15 protein-coding genes are annotated in these 15,311 nt (G+C 68.7%); 12 read left to right on the plus strand and 3 right to left on the minus strand.

The features are described 5' to 3' along the window. Positions 1-80: 80 nt before the first annotated feature. From MST3598_RS06620 to MST3598_RS06645, 6 genes are all read left to right on the plus strand, one after another. Positions 81-551, plus strand: a complete 471-nt coding sequence (locus MST3598_RS06620; protein ID WP_029258375.1) for a prepilin peptidase — start codon at positions 81-83, stop codon at positions 549-551. A 65-nt stretch (positions 552-616) separates the two neighbouring features. Next, complete coding sequence (locus tag MST3598_RS06625) at positions 617-829, plus strand: hypothetical protein (RefSeq protein ID WP_029258374.1); 213 nt, start codon at positions 617-619, stop codon at positions 827-829. Continuing rightward, entirely contained in the window at positions 822-1,436 is a 615-nt protein-coding gene (locus MST3598_RS06630) for a CYTH domain-containing protein (RefSeq protein ID WP_029258373.1), read from the plus strand. Before MST3598_RS06625 ends, MST3598_RS06630 begins: the two co-directional genes overlap by 8 nt. 62 nt (positions 1,437-1,498) lie before the next feature. After that, the gene (locus MST3598_RS06635) at positions 1,499-2,659 is read left to right on the plus strand and encodes a type III polyketide synthase (protein ID WP_029258372.1); all 1,161 of its coding nucleotides are present in this window, start codon (positions 1,499-1,501) and stop codon (positions 2,657-2,659) included. Then, positions 2,656-3,378, plus strand: a complete 723-nt coding sequence (locus tag MST3598_RS06640) for a methyltransferase domain-containing protein (RefSeq protein ID WP_029258371.1) — start codon at positions 2,656-2,658, stop codon at positions 3,376-3,378. The genes MST3598_RS06635 and MST3598_RS06640 overlap by 4 nt, the downstream gene beginning before the upstream one ends. Continuing rightward, entirely contained in the window at positions 3,365-4,486 is a 1,122-nt protein-coding gene (locus MST3598_RS06645) for an FAD-dependent oxidoreductase (RefSeq protein WP_051670924.1), read from the plus strand. Before MST3598_RS06640 ends, MST3598_RS06645 begins: the two co-directional genes overlap by 14 nt. 66 nt (positions 4,487-4,552) lie before the next feature. On the opposite strand, the gene lpdA is transcribed toward MST3598_RS06645, so the two are convergent. After that, the gene (gene lpdA, locus MST3598_RS06650) at positions 4,553-5,950 is read right to left on the minus strand and encodes a dihydrolipoyl dehydrogenase (protein ID WP_029258369.1); all 1,398 of its coding nucleotides are present in this window, start codon (positions 5,948-5,950) and stop codon (positions 4,553-4,555) included. A 9-nt stretch (positions 5,951-5,959) separates the two neighbouring features. Then, positions 5,960-6,610, minus strand: coding sequence for a copper resistance CopC family protein (locus tag MST3598_RS06655; RefSeq protein WP_029258368.1), 651 nt, complete (start codon positions 6,608-6,610; stop codon positions 5,960-5,962). Between the two features lie 100 nt (positions 6,611-6,710). Between MST3598_RS06655 and MST3598_RS06660 the strand changes: the two genes are divergently transcribed. The 3 genes from MST3598_RS06660 (at position 6,711) to MST3598_RS06670 (ending at position 8,528) form a co-directional block, all read left to right on the plus strand. Continuing rightward, positions 6,711-7,196: an FHA domain-containing protein gene (locus tag MST3598_RS06660; RefSeq protein ID WP_029258367.1), complete on the plus strand. Its 486-nt coding sequence runs from the start codon at positions 6,711-6,713 to the stop codon at positions 7,194-7,196. Next, a complete protein-coding gene (gene ftsR, locus MST3598_RS06665; protein ID WP_021199317.1) occupies positions 7,196-7,882 on the plus strand; it encodes a transcriptional regulator FtsR in 687 nt (228 codons plus the stop codon). Before MST3598_RS06660 ends, ftsR begins: the two co-directional genes overlap by 1 nt. Before the next feature lie 100 nt (positions 7,883-7,982). Further along, positions 7,983-8,528: a MerR family transcriptional regulator gene (locus MST3598_RS06670; protein ID WP_021199318.1), complete on the plus strand. Its 546-nt coding sequence runs from the start codon at positions 7,983-7,985 to the stop codon at positions 8,526-8,528. Positions 8,529-8,597: 69 nt separating this feature from the next. On the opposite strand, the gene MST3598_RS06675 is transcribed toward MST3598_RS06670, so the two are convergent. After that, positions 8,598-9,410, minus strand: a complete 813-nt coding sequence (locus MST3598_RS06675; RefSeq protein ID WP_029258366.1) for a ParA family protein — start codon at positions 9,408-9,410, stop codon at positions 8,598-8,600. A gap of 93 nt (positions 9,411-9,503) precedes the next feature. On the opposite strand from MST3598_RS06675, the gene MST3598_RS06680 reads away from it, so the two are divergent. The 3 genes from MST3598_RS06680 to def all read left to right on the plus strand — a co-directional run bounded on the left by MST3598_RS06680 (position 9,504) and on the right by def (position 15,282). Continuing rightward, positions 9,504-12,911 carry a pyruvate carboxylase gene (locus tag MST3598_RS06680; RefSeq protein ID WP_029258365.1) on the plus strand — a complete coding sequence of 1,136 codons (3,408 nt, stop codon included), beginning with the start codon at positions 9,504-9,506 and terminating at the stop codon, positions 12,909-12,911. Between the two features lie 65 nt (positions 12,912-12,976). Continuing rightward, positions 12,977-14,791, plus strand: coding sequence for a MinD/ParA family ATP-binding protein (locus MST3598_RS06685; RefSeq protein ID WP_029258364.1), 1,815 nt, complete (start codon positions 12,977-12,979; stop codon positions 14,789-14,791). Further along, positions 14,791-15,282 (plus strand): peptide deformylase, encoded by a 492-nt coding sequence (gene def, locus MST3598_RS06690; protein ID WP_029258363.1) that lies wholly within the window; start codon positions 14,791-14,793, stop codon positions 15,280-15,282. The genes MST3598_RS06685 and def overlap by 1 nt, the downstream gene beginning before the upstream one ends. Positions 15,283-15,311: the final 29 nt, after the last annotated feature.

Genomic DNA, 15,311 nt, shown 5'->3' on the forward strand with positions numbered 1-15,311 from the left:
ATAGTTCGTACATCGGACATTGGCCAGGGGTTGTCCACAGGGGGTCGGGGCAGCGGTCGGCGATCTCCTACTCTGCGGGGATGGATATCCGATTCGCCCTCGTCGTCCTCGTGCACGTTCTCCTGCTGGGCGTCGGGACCTGGCTCATCGCGATCGACGTCCGCACGCACCGGCTCCCGAACCGCATCGTGCTGCCGACGCTCGCCTCCCTGATCGGACTCGGCGCGATCGATGCCCTGTGCACGGGGGAGAGCGGGCCGTTCCTCCGTGCCCTCCTCGGCATGCTGCTGCTCGGCGGCTTCTACGCGGTGCTGCGGGTCATCAGCCGTGCGGGGATGGGTGGGGGAGACGTGAAGCTCGCCGCCGTCATCGGCCTGGTGTTGGGATGGCACGGCTGGCAGGCGCTGGCGGTCGGCGCGGCAGCGGCCTTCGTGCTGGGGGCGCTCTACGCGCTCATGCTCATCCTGCTGCGAAGAGCGGACGGTTCCACGCGCATCGCCTTCGGGCCGTGGATGATCGCCGGCGCCCTTCTCGGCGTCGTCCTCGGATGACGCCGCCCTCGGAGGAATCCGCATGCCTCGCCCGGATACCGCACCGACGGCGCTACCCTGAGCACATGGCACTCGCACGGCTTCACGGCGGCCCGCTCGACGGGCAGATCATCCCTCTCGGCGACGCGGACGACAAGCTGATCGTCCCCTACAGCGAGACGCAGGTGGTGTACAACCGCCGAGGCGGACCGCAGAACACCGGCCCCAACGATGGGCCCACCGAGATCGACTACTGGTTCGAAGAGTCTCTCGAGGACCTCACGCTCGACGATGACTGAACCGTCCCGTACGGTCGAGGTCGAGCGCAAGTACGACGTCGATCTCGAGACGCCGCTGCCGCACTGGGACGCGATCCCCGGAGTCGACACCGTCACCTCCGGCGAGGAGCGCATCCTGGATGCCCGGTACTTCGACACCGCCGACGGTGCTCTCTCGCAGAGCGGCGTGGCGCTGCGTCGTCGTACCGGCGGGCCCGATGAGGGCTGGCATGTGAAGGGTCCGCGGCAGGGTGACGGGCGACTCGAGATCGGCTGGCCGCTGGGCGAGGGCGATGAGCTTCCTCCCGCCGTCGCAGAGACCGTCTCGGAGTGGACGAGCGCACCCCTCACCCCGCTCGCACGCATCGAGAACGACCGCACCGCCTATCTGCTCACGGGCCCCGGCGGGGTCGTCGCCGAGTTCGTCGACGACCGGGTGCGCGCCACCGACCTGCGTCAGAACGTGCTGCGCGAATGGCGGGAATGGGAGATGGAGCTCGGGCCCGCGGCGCCGTCCGATGACGCGGGGCGTGCCCTGTTCTTCGACGCCGTTGAGCAGGCCGTCCGCGCAGCCGGAGGCCGCGAATCGGCATCCGGTTCCAAGCTTGCGCGGGCGCTCGGCTTCTAGGGCAGGCCGCGGTCGCGCGCAACCCCTTCCCCCGAGACGGTGCGCAGTGCTTGAGTGACACCATGAGCCGACCGCCTGTGCTTCGATCGCTGCAGACGATCGTCCCCGACACCGTTCTCGTCCAGGAGCAGGTGCGTGATGTCTTCGCGCAGCAGCCCGACCTCGGGAGGCTGGCGCAGCGCATCGTCACGACGTCCTTCAACGTCTCAGGGATCGACGCCAGGCACACGGTGATCGATGAGCTGTCGCTCGCATCCGACACGACCGATCCCGTCTTCTTCGACCGGCGAACCGGGAGGCTGCTTGCCCCCGGCACCAAAGTACGCAACGACCTCTACACGCGTGAGGCCACGCGGCTGTTCGTCGAGGCTGCGAGGCGAGCGATCGGTTCCGACCCCGATCTCGGGCCCGCCGATGTGACGCATGTCATCACGGTCTCCTGCACCGGATTCCATGCCCCCGGCCCGGAGTACGAGATCGTCCGCGCCCTCGGGCTGTCCGATGCGGTGCAGCGTTTCCACCTCGGCTTCATGGGCTGCTATGCGTCCATGCCGGCGCTCCGCGCAGCGAGTCAGTTCTGCGCGGCGGACGAGAACGCGGTCGTCCTGGTCGTGAGCGTGGAGCTGTGCACGCTGCATCTGCGCTCCTCGGAGGACCCCGACACGATCGTCGCCTCGTCCCTGTTCGCCGATGGTGCGGCTGCCGGAATCGTCACGGCCCGCGACCTTCCCTCTCCTTCGACCGGGCTGCGCCTTGACCGCTTCCACACCGCGATAGCGCCGGAGGGCGAGAAGGACATGGCCTGGACGATCGGCGACACCGGATTCGAGATGATCCTCTCCACCGCGGTTCCGCAGATCATCGGCGAGACGATCATCGGCGCCCTCCGTCCGCTCTATGCCGCGGAAGAGAGTCTCGGCGAGGCCTTCGAGGCCGGCAGCGTGGGGGAGGTGGTCGAGCACTGGGCGATCCACCCCGGTGGGCGCAGCATCCTCGACAAGGTGCAGGAGCGGTTGCACCTCAGTGACGCGCAGCTGCACCCGGCCAGGGAGGTGCTGCGGCAGAACGGAAACATGTCCAGCGCGACCGTGCTGTTCGTCCTCAAACACATCCTGGAGGAGGAGGGGGCGAGGGCAGGGGACCGGGTCTCTGCGATGGCGTTCGGCCCGGGGCTCACCGCCGAGAGCGCGCTGATGACCGTCGTCGCCTCGACCGAGTCATGAGGCGGTCCCTCGCCACGCGGGACGTCGGCGCCCGCGAGCTGATGGACGATCCGCACGCCGATGCGCGCAAGCTGGCCCGGACCTACGGGCGGTTCGGGTTCGTGAACGCTCTGGTCTCCCGCCCGGGAACCTTCTACCGTCGTGACATCCGGCCTCGGGCTCTGCGCCGGTCGTTGCGGATCCTCGACGTGGGGGCGGGCGGGGGCGACCTCTGCCGTCTGCTCGCCCGGCGATTGCGTCATGAGGGGCTCGACGCCGAGATCACCGCTCTCGACGTCGACGAGCGGGCGATCCGCTGGGCATCGGCGCACGATCGCGGCGCCGGCATCCGGTATCGCCGCGCCCTCACGACCGAGCTGGTGGCGGCGGGCGAGACCTACGACGTGGTGCTGTCGAACCACGTGCTGCACCATCTCGACGACGCCGAACTCCGGACCGTGCTCAGCGACTCCGTGCAGCTCGCGGCTCCGGACGGCTTGGTATCCCATCACGACATCGCCCGCAGCCGCACGGCTCATGCGCTGTTCGCCGCGGCGACGTGGCCGGTCTCCGGAACTCTGCTCGCGGACTCGTTCATCCGCGAGGACGGCCTCATCAGCATCCGCCGTTCGTACACGGTCTCCGAGCTCGCAGCGATCGCCCCGAGTGGCTGGATCGTCAGCGGGGGTGTGCCCGCTCGTCTGGAACTGCGGTGGGAGGGAGACCGTGCCCGACCATGACGTCCTGATCGTGGGAGCGGGGCCCGTCGGGCTGCTGCTGGCGTGTCTGCTGGTGCAGGAGGGGAGGCATGTCGCTGTGTGCGAGCGCCGTACGGATGCGGATGAGCGGACCAGGGCGATCGGGATCCACCGTCCGGGGCTGGAGGCTCTGGATACCGCGGGCATCGGTGACGCGGTGCGGGCGGAGGCGCTGCGCCTCGACGGCGGCGAGGTGCGCAGTCGCCGCCGGACTCTGGCGACTCTGACGTTCGGGCAGGATCACCCGATCCTCATCCTCCCGCAGCCGCGGACCGGCGCACTGTTGCGCGCACGCCTGCAGTCGCTCTCCCCCGAGTCGCTGCTTCTCGGACACGACGTGCGGGGCGTACGGCAGAACGCGGATGCCGTGCAGATCGCATGCGTTTCCCCCGACGGACCGCACGAGCTGTCGGCTTCCGTGGTGGTCGTCGCGGACGGCGTGCGCAGCCGACTCCGTGACCGGATCGACGCCGGGTGGCGCCGCCGCCTCGGACGGGCCTCCTATGCGATGGTCGACCTCGCCGATGCGACACCCGACGCGCGCGCCGTGCTGCACTGCGAACCGGAGGGACTCGTCGAGTCGTTCCCACTTCCCGGTGGACAGCGCCGGTGGGTGGTGCGGGAAGCGGAGGGTGGAGGTCTGCGCAGTATCGAGGAATTCTGCGCGACCATCGAGACGCGCACGGGAATCGCCGTCGCCCCCGCGGCGGACGCGATGCCGACGTCATTCGTCGCCGCGCAGCACGCGGCGAAGCGACTGCAGCGCGGGCGGCTGGTGCTCCTCGGCGATGCCGCGCACGAGATCAGTCCGATCGGCGGGCAGGGGATGAACCTCGGGTGGATGGATGCCGTTCGTCTCGCCACCGCCCTCGTCAGGACGCTGCCGAGTCGGACGCCCGACCTGTCGGGGTACGAGCGGCACGCGCGCAGATCGGCCTCCCGGGCGCAGCGCCGCTCGGCGTTCTACATGTCGATGGGCGCTCCCGCTCCCCGGACGGTCGTGCGTGGACGGGAGGTGCTGATGCAGGGGCTCGGATCGGCACCACTGCGCGGATGGACGACCGGCCTCCTCACGATGCGCGGCCTCTGACGGCTCCGGAGACGCACGAAGGCCCGATCCGCTGTCGGCGGACCGGGCCTTCGTGAGGAGTCTCGATCAGAAGTTGATCATGTGACCGGCGAGGCCGTGGAAGCCCTCCTGCAGCGCCTCCGACAGCGTCGGGTGGGTGTGCACGTTGCGGGCCAGCTCGAGAGCCGTCAGGTCCCACTTCTGGGCCAGCGTCAGCTCGGGGAGGAGCTCGGAGACGTCGGGGCCGATCATGTGGGCGCCGATGAGCTCGAGGTGCTCGGCATCGGCGATCAGCTTGACGAAGCCGACCGGCTCGCCCAGGCCGTGTGCCTTGCCGTTCGCCATGAACGGGAAGGTCGCGACCTTGATCTCGCGCCCCTCATCCTTGGCCTGCTGCTCCGTGAGACCGAACGACGCGACCTGCGGGGAGCAGAACGTCGCGCGCGGCATCATGCGGTAGTCGCCGAGCGTCTGGGTCTCGGCTCCGCCGATGGTCTCGGCGGCGACGACGCCCTGCGCCTCCGCCACGTGGGCGAGCTGCAGCTTGGCCGTCACATCGCCGATCGCGTAGATGCCGTCGACGTTGGTGCGCATGTGGTCATCGATGTCGATCGCGCCGCGCTCGGTCAGCTTCACGCCGGTGTTCTCGAGCCCGAAGCCCTCGACGTTCGGGGCGAAGCCGACCGACATGAGGACCTTGCCGGCTTCGATCGAGCTCTGCTGGCCGTCCTTGCCGGTGTAGGTGACGGTGACCGAGGAGCCGTTGTCGACGACCGACTCGACCTTGGTCGAGGTGAGGATGTCGACGCCGTAGTTCTTGTACTGCTTCGTGATCTCCTTCGACACGTCGGCGTCCTCGTTGGGGAGCGCACGGTCGAGGAACTCGATGATCGTGACCTTGACGCCGTAGTTCGTCAGGACGTACGCGAACTCCATGCCGATGGCGCCGGCGCCGACGATGACGATCGACTCGGGCAGCTCACGGGTCATGATCTGCTCTTCGTAGGTCACCACGTTCTCGCTGAGCGTGACGCCCGGGAGCAGGCGGACCTTGGAGCCGGTGGCGATGATGACGTTGTCGAAGGTGACCTCTTCGGTCGTGCCGTCGGCCTTGGCGACCGAGATCGCCTTGGGGCCGGTGAAGGTGCCGCGACCGTTGTACTCGGTCACCTTGTTCTTCTTCATGAGGAAGTGGATGCCCTTGACGCGGCCTTCGGCCACCTCGCGGCTGCGATCGAAGGCCTTGCCGAAGTCGATCGTGAACTCACCGGAGATTCCGAAGAAATCAGCCTTGTGATTCAGGGTGTGGGCGAGTTCCGCGTTCTTCAGGAGTGCCTTGGAGGGGATGCAGCCGACGTTGAGGCAGACACCGCCCCAGTACTTCTCCTCGATGATCGCGGTGGAGAGACCGAGCTGCGCGCTGCGAACCGCAGCGACGTATCCGCCAGGACCTGCACCAAGGATGACGACGTCGTAGTGTGGCATGCCTTAAGCCTATCGCTCGGAGGAGGGGTCGGAATCGGTCCGGGGGCCTCCGCCGCGGCGGCTCATGACGATCCAGACGACCACGCCGGCGACGACGAGCACGGCGACGATCACGACCACCCAGATCCAGGCGGACCCGTCGGCAGAATCGCCGGATTCCGTCACGGTCGTGGCCGTGGGGGCGGGGGCTGCCGTCTGCTCGGCCGTCGGCGGCGTCGTGGTCGGCGCGGCGCTGGGTTCGGTCGTCGCGGCGCTTTCGTCGCCGACGGTGACGGTGAAGGAGTACTCGCCCGACGTGGGGTGCCCGTCGCTGGAGACGACCTTCCAGATCACGTGGTAGGCGCCGGCCGGCCCCGAGCCCGTCAAGGGCTGCGTGACGATCGCGCCGTCGACGGTCGCCGGACCATCGGTGATGGAGGCGCCGGACGGATCGGTCACGACGACCTCGGTGGCGCCTTCGCCGCCGATCAGCTTCGCGTTGAAGGTGAGCGTCAACGCGGCGGGAACGACCTCGACCGACTCGTCTGCCGCCGGCGACGACGACACGAGTGCGTCGTGCGCAGAGGCGGAGAGAGGGGAGAGGAGCACGAGAAAGGCGGCGAGCAGGGTCGCGGCGAGGGCGATCGGGGCGGCCGAGCGGCTCAGAGCTTTGGTCTTCACGAGTACAGCCTATGAATCCTCGGTATGGGGCGGCTGAGTGTGGAAGCGGCCTCCCGCGACCGGCCCGGCATCCGTTAGTCTGGACAACCAGGAGGGCACAGTGACTGACAGCGACAGCCGACCGGCCGGAGAAGCCGCGATCCACCGTTCCGGTGAGCAGAGACACGACGTTACGCAGACGTTCGGGCACGATTCCGATCTGTCGTTCGTGCCGTTCGGAGTGGAACTCACCGACGTCGAGCAGTCGGCGATCGCCGCGCTGCCTGCGGGATCGGCGCTTCTGCTGGTCCGCTCCGGCGCTCTCGCCGGAGCCCGGTACCTCCTCGACACCGACGTGACGACCGTCGGCCGTCACCCCGAGGCCGACATCTTCTTCGACGACGTGACGGTCTCGCGCCGGCATGCGGAGATCACGCGCACGGGGTCCACGTTCGAGATCATCGACCAGCGTTCGCTCAACGGGACCTACGTCAATGGCGAGCGTGTCGATCGCAGCACCCTGGTGGACGGTTCCGAACTCCGCGTCGGCAAGTTCCGTCTGAACTTCTTCGCTTCTCCGCACGACCGCCCGGCGGCGAACGCCTGATGGCGGCCTCTCCTGCCCGCGAACGCTCTGCGTCCGCGGGTCTGTTGAGTATCGGTCAGGTGCTCGCAAGGCTCACCCCGGAGTTCCCCGACCTGACCTCCAGCAAGCTGCGCTTCCTCGAGGTGCAGGGCATCGTCACCCCCTCTCGCACCGACTCCGGCTATCGCAAGTTCTCGGCGTCCGACATCGAGCGCCTCCGGCTCGGACTCACGCTGCAGCGTGATCACTACCTTCCTCTGAGCGTCATCCGCGAACAGCTCGACGACGTCGACGCCGGGGGAGACGCGACTGCTCTCGTGCCCCCGCCGTCGATCACCCCGGCGCCCCGCCGGTACCGCCGCGACGAGCTCCTCGCCGCGGCCGGAGCAGGCCCGCAGCTCCTCAACGACGCCATCAGCACCGGCGTCATCACCGCTCAGGAGAGCTACCCCGAGGCGACGGTGACGCTGCTTCGCGGTCTCGTCGGCCTGGACCGCCACGGCATCGAGCCGCGGCACCTTCGTTCGCTGCGTCAGGGCGCCGAGCGCGAGGTCGCCCTCATCGAATCCGCCATGTCCGCGCTGCTCCGCCGGACCGATGCGGCCTCCCGAGCGAAAGCCAGCGAGCTCGCTCCCGAGCTCGCCACGCGCATCGACGAAGTGCGCTCGCTCTTCGTCAAGGATGCGCTCTCGCGCGTGCTTTCGTAACGAACTGATTGCGACACACCTTCGCCGCGGCACGGATGTGATTGCCGGTGCCCAGGCACTGCTCTACCGTGGAAGATAACCGTTCCAGGGAGGATTTCAGATGAATGCGGATGAGCTCACAGGCGACCCGCGGTTCGTACCCGAACTCCTCTTCACCGACGGCCTTCCGGCCATGGATGACGAGGTCGGCTACCGTGGTGCGGTCGCTGCTCGTGCCGCCGGCATCACCTATCGTCAGTTGGACTACTGGGCTCGCACCGAGCTGGTGGAGCCCACCGTCCGAGGCGCGAGCGGCTCGGGTTCGCAGCGTCTCTACGGCTTCCGCGACATCCTCGTCCTCAAGCTCGTGAAGAGTCTTCTCGACACCGGCATCTCGCTGCAGCAGATCCGCACCGCCGTCGAGGAACTCCGTCGCGCCGGCATCCGCGATCTCGCAGGCACCACGCTCATGAGCGACGGCGCCTCGGTCTACCTCTGCACATCGAACGACGAGGTCATCGACCTCGTCAGCCGCGGTCAGGGTGTCTTCGGAATCGCCGTCGGCAAGGTGCTCCGCGAGGTGGAGTCGACGCTCGTCGCCTTCGATGCCACCGCTCCGGACCCTGTCGACGAGCTGTCCGCGCGTCGCACCAAGCGTTCCGCCTGACGTCTCACGTCATACAGAAAACGGCCGTCCTCGAAGAGGGCGGCCGTTTCGCTGTGCGCGTCGGGAGGGTCAGCTCTGCTGACCGCTCTCGGGGACGGGGATGCGACCGGTGCGGATGATGCGGTCGAGCAACTGGTCGAAGTCGGCGGCGAGCTCCTGGGCGGAGTCTCCGGGCCAGATGTGCAGCGGCTTGGCGGCACCCTGAGCCTGCTGCAGAGACGTGCGCTCGGGCAGCTGAGGGGAGAGCACGAGCGGCCCGAACATGTCGCGCAGCTCCTTGATGCGGAACTGGTGCTCGATGGACTGGGGGCGCACGCGGTTCACCACGATGCCGAGCGGCTGGAGTCGGGGCGAGAGTCCGCGCCGGATCTCCTCGATCGCGCGGAGGGCGCGGTCGGCTGCGGCGACGGAGAAGAGGCCGGGTTCGGTGACGACCATGACACGGTCGCTCGCAGCCCACGCCGTGCGGGTCAGCGCGTTCAGGGACGGCGCGCAGTCGACGAGCACGAGGTCGTAGTCGGCTTCGACGGAGGCGAGGGCCTCTTCGAGCTTCCACACGTCGCGCACACTCGGGTGCGGGCCGTCGAAGTTGATCGCGGAGGGGCTGCCGATGAGCACGTCGATCGTGCCCGGGTGCACCTTCGCCCAGCCGCTGGAGGTGATCGCCTGGCGGACGACCTTCTCCTTCGGGTTCGCCAGGACGTCGGCGATGTTGAGTCGTCCGGCCACCTGGATGTCCATCCCGGTGGAGACGTCGGACTGCGGGTCGAGGTCGACGACGAGAGTCCGGACGCCTCGGGCGAAAGCCGCTGAGGCCAGCCCGAGTGTCACGGTCGTCTTGCCGACGCCTCCCTTGAGAGAGCTGACGCTGAGTACGTGCACGGAGACCACGTTACCTTCCCCTAGGCTGGGGGAACACTCAGCCCCGCCCCATGCGCATCGAAAACGCTGCGCATCGAGCTCCCAGAGGTGTGCATGTTCCAGAAGATCCTTGTGGCGAACCGCGGCGAGATCGCGATCCGTGCCTTCCGTGCGGCTGTCGAAGTGGGAGCGCGCACCGTCGCGGTGTTCCCGCATGAGGACCGCGGCTCCGTCCATCGGCTCAAGGCCGATGAAGCCTACGAGATCGGTGAGCGCGGGCATCCGGTGCGCGCGTACCTGAATGTCGACGAGATCATCCGCGTCGCACTCGAGTCGGGGGCGGACGCGATCTACCCCGGATACGGCTTCCTCTCCGAGAACCCGGAGCTCGCCGAGAAGGCGGCGGCGAACGGCATCGTGTTCATCGGCCCGCCATCGAACGTGCTCGAGATGGCCGGCAACAAGGTCGAGGCGAAACGCCATGCGATCGAAGCCGGTGTCCCGGTCCTCCGCTCCACCGAGGCATCCGATGACGTCGAGGCGCTGGTCGCCCAGGCGGAGGAGATCGGATTCCCGTTGTTCGCCAAGGCCGTGGCCGGTGGCGGAGGCCGCGGGATGCGTCGTGTCGAGACGGCCGGGGACCTCGCTCCCGCTCTGGCCGAAGCGATGCGAGAGGCCGAGAGCGCCTTCGGTGACGCCAGGATGTTCCTCGAGCAGGCGGTCGTGCGCCCGCGCCACATCGAGGTGCAGATCCTCGCCGACAAGACCGGCGAGACCGTGCACCTGTTCGAACGTGACTGCTCGGTGCAGCGGCGCCATCAGAAGGTCGTCGAGATCGCACCGGCGCCGAACCTCGACGACAGCGTGCGCACCGCTCTGCACGGGTACGCCGTCGCCTTCGCCCGCTCCATCGGGTACGAGAACGCCGGGACGGTCGAGTTCCTGCTCGAGACCGCGGGGGAGCGCACCGGCGAGGTCGTCTTCATCGAGATGAATCCGCGCATCCAGGTCGAGCACACGGTCACCGAAGAGGTGACCGACGTCGACCTCGTGCAGAGCCAGATGCGCATCGCCTCGGGCCAGACCCTCGCCGAACTGGGACTGCAGCAGGAGAACCTGCATCTGCGCGGTGCCGCACTGCAGTGCCGGATCACGACGGAGGACCCGACGCAGGGCTTCCGCCCCGATACCGGCAAGATCACGACCTACCGCTCTCCCGGGGGCGCCGGGATCCGTCTCGACGGCGGCACGGTCCATCAGGGCGCACAGATCAGCCCCCACTTCGATTCCATGCTGGCGAAGCTCACGTGCCGCGGGCGTGATTTCCCGGCAGCCGTCGCCCGCGCCCGTCGTGCCCTCGCCGAGTTCCGCATCCGCGGTGTCTCGACCAACATCCCCTTCCTCCAGGCGCTCCTGGAGGACGACGCGTTCATCGCCGGCGACGTCAGCACGTCGTTCATCGACGAGCGGCCCGAGCTGCTTCGCGGTCGCGTCTCCAAGGACCGCGGCACGAAGCTCCTCAACTGGCTGGTCGACGTCACGGTGAACAAGCCCCACGGCGTGCACCCCGGTGTGGTCGACGCCGTCACCAAGCTTCCGTCGATCGATCTGACCTCGGAGCCGGTGCCGGGTTCGCGTCAGAAGCTCCTCGAGCTGGGGCCGGAGGGCTTCGCCCGCAGCCTTCGTGCGCAGACGGCGCTGGCGATCACCGATACGACGTTCCGCGACGCGCACCAGTCGCTTCTGGCGACGCGTGTGCGCACGAAGGATCTCGTCGCTGCCGCACCGTATCTCGCGCGGCTCACTCCTGGACTCCTCTCGGTCGAGGCATGGGGCGGTGCGACCTACGACGTCGCGCTGCGCTTCCTGGGCGAAGACCCGTGGGAGCGCCTCGACAAGCTCCGTGCCGCTCTGCCCAACGTGGCGATCCAGATGCTCCTTCGTGGGAGGAACACCGTCGGCTACACGCCGTACCCGACGGCGGTGACCGAGGCATTCGTCGCGGAGGCCGCCGCCAGCGGCGTCGACATCTTCCGCATCTTCGACGCACTCAACGACGTGGAGCAGATGCGTCCGGCGATCGAGGCCGTCCGCAACACCGGGACCGCGATCGCCGAGGTCGCGCTCTGCTACACCGGCGACCTGCTCGACCCCGCGGAGGACCTCTACACCCTCGACTACTACCTGGGCCTTGCGGACCAGATCGTCGAGGCCGGCGCGCACATCATCGCGATCAAGGACATGGCGGGTCTGCTGCGTCCCGCCGCCGCTGCCGCACTCGTCACGGCGCTGCGCGAGCGCTTCGATCTGCCGGTCCATCTGCACACGCATGACACCCCCGGCGGTCAGCTCGCGACGCTTCTCGCCGCCAGCGCCGCCGGCGTGGATGCGGTGGACGCCGCATCGGCGCCGCTGTCCGGAACCACGAGTCAGCCGTCCTTGTCGTCGCTGGTCGCGGCCCTCGCCCATACCGAACGCGACAGCGGCATCTCGCTCGACGCCGTCTCCGACCTCGAGCCGTACTGGGAGGCGGTGCGTCGCCAATATGCGCCCTTCGAGTCCGGGCTTCCCGGTCCCACAGGCCGTGTGTACCACCACGAGATCCCGGGCGGACAGCTGTCGAACCTCCGGCAGCAGGCCAAGGCGCTCGGCCTCGCCGACGACTTCGAGCTCATCGAGGACATGTACGCCGCGGCCGACCGTATCCTCGGCCGTGTGCCCAAGGTGACGCCGTCGTCGAAGGTCGTCGGCGATCTCGCCCTCCACCTCGCGGCGGTGAAGGCGGACCCTGCCGACTTCGAAGCCCATCCCGAGAAGTACGACGTCCCCGATTCGGTCGTGGGCTTCATGGCCGGCGAGCTCGGCGATCTTCCCGGAGGATGGCCGGAGCCGTTCCGCACCAAGGTCCTCGCCGGGCGCTCCGTGCGTACGGGTCTCACCGCGATCACCGCAGACGACGAGGCGGCTCTCGGCGGGACCAGCGCCGAACGGCGGACGCGACTCAACACGCTGCTGTTCCCTGCGCCCAGTGCGGAGTTCGCGGAGCGTCGCGAGCTGTTCGGCGACCTGTCGGTGCTCGACACGAGCGACTACCTGTACGGCCTCGTCGCCGGCCAGGAGCACCAGATCGAGATCGATCGCGGGGTGCGGCTGTACGTCGGGCTCGAAGCCATCGGCGACGCGGACGACAAGGGCATGCGCACCGTGATGACGACGCTGAACGGACAGCTCCGCCCGGTGTTCGTCCGGGACCGCTCCATCAAGGTCGATGCGATCGAGGTCGAGAAGGCCGATACCTCCGTCCCCGGTCAGGTGGCGGCTCCGTTCTCCGGCGTCGTCACTCTGAAGGCAGAGGTCGGAGCCGTCGTCCGGGCCGGCGAACCCGTCGCCTCCATCGAGGCGATGAAGATGGAGGCGGCCATCACCGCCCCCGTCGACGGCGTGGTCGAGCGCCACGCGATCGCTGAGACGCAGCAGGTGGATGCCGGAGATCTTTTGGTCGTGATCCGTCCGGCGCACTAATCTTGTGCGGGCGAGGGCCGCGCATGCGTGCGCACCCGAGGCTCGCGCAGGCTTGGAGCGACATCGTGACACCGAAGAACACCACCGACCCCGAGGAGAACTCGCTGGGGGTGCTCGACGAAGCCGCGTCTCTCGACACGGCCGGCATCGGCATCCTCGGCGGGACCGCTCAGGTCAGCGTGACCCTTCCCCGAAACGAGGAGGATGACCTCGCCGACGACGGCGTCGTCGACGGCGAGGTCATCGGCGACCTCGTGATCGATCAGGTGCCTGCCGTGGAGCAGGTCCCGAAGCCCGGGACGAAGGGGAAGACGAAGACGCTGCCGAAATCGCAGACCCGTCCTGTGACCCCATCGGCGAACGCCGCCGCATCCGCGCCGGTCTCCGGATCGGCCCCCGTCGTCGAACCGGCGGAGGAGCCGGCGGCCTCCTCGAACGTCGAGCCCACAGTCGGGTCGACCGTGGAACCTCCCGTCGTCACGGGCGTGATCGACGAGACGCCCGTCATCGACGAGGCGCCCGTCATCGATGAGGCACCCGTCATCGATGAGGCACCCGGCACGGAACGGATCGTGATCGAGGTGACCGCACTCGATCCGGTGATCCCCGTCGACGATGTCGTCGTCGATGCGGTCGTCGTCGATGCGGTCGTCATCGATGAGCCGGACTCTGAGCCGGTCACCGACGATCTGGATTCCGCCGAGGGGCGGGCTGCAGAGGAAGCCGCGGCCGCCCGGTTCCTCTCCCAGGCTCGATCCGAGATCGAGACGACTCCTCCTGCACCGGCATCCGCCGTGCGGGCGTCCGCCGAGAAGGAGACCACCACCGTGTCCACCCCAGAAGAGAGGCCCGTCGTGGCGAAACCGGCTCGCCCGGCGGCCCGCACGGACGTGACGCTCACCTCGAAGCGCCTGGACGATCTGGGCGAGTCCTCGCGCGAGTCCGCCGATCTGCTCACCGCCGACCGGTTGCTCGACCCGCACCGGATCGCGAAGCCGGAGCCCGAGGGGGCATGGAGCCACTTCCTCTACGCCGTCTCCGGTCGTCGCATCAACATCGGCGACGGCCGTCGTGCGCGGGAGCGCAAGGCCCTCTCCGCGCGGATCGCCGCACCGCTCGCGGGGGGAGCGCGCTTCGTGCCCGTACTCTCCCGCAAGGGCGGGGTGGGCAAGACCACGATCACGGCGCTGCTGGGCATGGCGTTGGCCGACGCTCGGGAAGATCGCGTGATCGCCGTCGACGCCAACCCGGATCGCGGAACACTCGCCGAGCGCATCGTGCGTCCGCATCACCGCAAGTCCGTGCGCGACCTCGTCCGCATCCACGATGACGTCAAGGGATACCACGACATCTCCGCCATCGTGGCGCGCGACGCGACACGCCTCGACGTCCTCGCCTCCGATGCCGACCCGCGCATCGCCGAGGCCTTCAGCGACAGCGACTACCGTGACGTGGCCGGCGTGGCGGCGCACTACTACTCGCTCGTCCTCACCGATACGGGAACAGGGATCGTCCACTCGGTGATGTCGGCAACTCTCGATCTCGCCGACCAGGTCGTCATCGTCTCGGGGCTGAGCGTCGACGAGGCGCGCCTCGCATCCGAGACCCTCACGTGGCTCGAGACCAACGGGTATGCCGAGCAGGCGCGCGAGGCGATCGTGGTCCTCAACCAGTCCACGCCCGGGACGCCCCTCGTGCGGCTGAACGAGTTGCAGGCGCACTTCGCCACACGTGCACGGAGTGTCGTGCGGGTCCCCTACGACCCGCAGATCGCCGGGGGTGGCACGATCGTGTTCGCCAACCTTCTGCCCGAGACCCGCATCGCCGCCCGAGAACTCGCGGCATTGCTGGTCGAGGGCCTGCGGGCCAGGGCCGCCTGATGGCCGTCCGTGAGATCCGCATCTTCGGCGACCCCGTCCTGCGTACGGTCTGCGCCCCGATCGAGGTGATCGACGACGGGGTCCGGGCACTCGTGGCCGACCTCGTCGACACCGTCGAGCTGCCGGGGCGCGCGGGAGTCGCGGCGCCGCAGATCGGCGTCGCTCTGCGCGCCTTCAGCTACAACATCGACGGCGACATCGGCTATGTGCTCAACCCGGTGCTCACCGAGGTGCGCGGTGAGCCGGAGCCGACGGGGGAGGGCTGTCTCTCAGTCCCGGGACTCTGGCACGACGCGCAGCGCCATCCCTGGGCGCGCGTCGAGGGGATCGATCTCGACGGCGACCCCGTAGTGCTCGAGGGGGACGGCCTGCTCGCTCAGGCGCTGCAGCACGAGACCGACCACCTCGACGGCAAGCTCTTCCTGACCCGGCTCGACCCGGAGACCCGCAAGGTCGCCATGCGCGAAGTGCGGGAGAGCTCCTGGTTCTGACGCCGGACTGATGAAGAAGGGCCCCGCGC

It is taken from the genome of Microbacterium sp. TPU 3598, from assembly GCF_002356155.1.
Classification (GTDB): Bacteria; Actinomycetota; Actinomycetes; order Actinomycetales; family Microbacteriaceae; genus Microbacterium; species Microbacterium maritypicum_A.

Excerpts from the sequence above, each read along its gene's own strand:
- MST3598_RS06620 (WP_029258375.1), top strand. The coding sequence starts at position 81 with ATGGATATCCGATTCGCCCTCGTCGTCCTCGTGCACGTTCTCCTGCTG.
- MST3598_RS06625 (WP_029258374.1), top strand. The coding sequence starts at position 617 with ATGGCACTCGCACGGCTTCACGGCGGCCCGCTCGACGGGCAGATCATC.
- MST3598_RS06630 (WP_029258373.1), top strand. The coding sequence starts at position 822 with ATGACTGAACCGTCCCGTACGGTCGAGGTCGAGCGCAAGTACGACGTC.
- MST3598_RS06635 (WP_029258372.1), top strand. The coding sequence starts at position 1,499 with ATGAGCCGACCGCCTGTGCTTCGATCGCTGCAGACGATCGTCCCCGAC.
- MST3598_RS06640 (WP_029258371.1), top strand. The coding sequence starts at position 2,656 with ATGAGGCGGTCCCTCGCCACGCGGGACGTCGGCGCCCGCGAGCTGATG.
- lpdA (WP_029258369.1), bottom strand. The coding sequence starts at position 5,950 with ATGCCACACTACGACGTCGTCATCCTTGGTGCAGGTCCTGGCGGATAC.
- ftsR (WP_021199317.1), top strand. The coding sequence starts at position 7,196 with ATGGCGGCCTCTCCTGCCCGCGAACGCTCTGCGTCCGCGGGTCTGTTG.
- MST3598_RS06670 (WP_021199318.1), top strand. The coding sequence starts at position 7,983 with ATGAATGCGGATGAGCTCACAGGCGACCCGCGGTTCGTACCCGAACTC.
- MST3598_RS06680 (WP_029258365.1), top strand. The coding sequence starts at position 9,504 with ATGTTCCAGAAGATCCTTGTGGCGAACCGCGGCGAGATCGCGATCCGT.
- def (WP_029258363.1), top strand. The coding sequence starts at position 14,791 with ATGGCCGTCCGTGAGATCCGCATCTTCGGCGACCCCGTCCTGCGTACG.